Genomic DNA, 717 nt, shown 5'->3' with positions numbered 1-717 from the left:
CTTATATTTTATTCCTAACTTAGGTACTGCCCCTATATTAACAAGTGTTTTAGTAAATGGATCTTTAGTTCCTAAATTCCAAAAGTAAATGTCCAAAAAAGTAATTGAAAAAAAATAGGATATACAGTACAATCATAAATGACCAAATCTATTGAAAGGAACTGTATACCCATGACTAATAATAACACATTTTTTAAAATTAATAAAGAAGAAAAATTTAAACATCTTACTAAAGTTGACCGTGGTATCATTTACCATATCCTTAAAGATAATAATATTAAAGACTTAACTAAATATTTAATAAAGCCTACTACTAATAATAGAAAATATTTTCTTTCTATACTAAAAAAGATTGCCTCTAGTTTAAATAAATCTCTAAAAACTATTAAAAGAGAAATAAATAGAGGTACTATTAAACAAATTGATTCTATGTATAACCCTATTCTAATTTATTCTTTTGATATATCTCATAATAAATATAGAGAAAGAATAACTAAAAAAAAATTACGTCTTAAAATTGATAGTAATACTAGAATTCATTTTGAAATTACTAAATTATTAAATAATAGGTATTCTACTTATGCTATTACTAGAATACTTAAAAGTAAATATAATTTTACTTTATCTTTACAAACTCGATATAATTATATACATAAAGATTTATTTAAATTCTGAGGATATATAAAGAATAATAACACAATAATATATAAGAGTAAG

The 717-nt window shown here is 21.1% G+C and carries 1 protein-coding gene; it reads left to right on the top strand.

What is annotated here, in order from left to right; genetic code table 11:
• Positions 1 to 171: 171 nt before the first annotated feature.
• The gene (locus BT993_RS06810; protein ID WP_072593807.1) at positions 172 to 675 is read left to right on the top strand and encodes a hypothetical protein; all 504 of its coding nucleotides are present in this window, start codon (positions 172 to 174) and stop codon (positions 673 to 675) included.
• Positions 676 to 717 lie beyond the last annotated feature (42 nt).

This window comes from Streptobacillus ratti (assembly GCF_001891165.1).
In the GTDB taxonomy this organism is placed as follows: Bacteria; Fusobacteriota; Fusobacteriia; order Fusobacteriales; family Leptotrichiaceae; genus Streptobacillus; species Streptobacillus ratti.
Note: the sequence above shows the minus strand (reverse complement) of the source record. Positions and strands in the feature narration are given on the sequence as shown.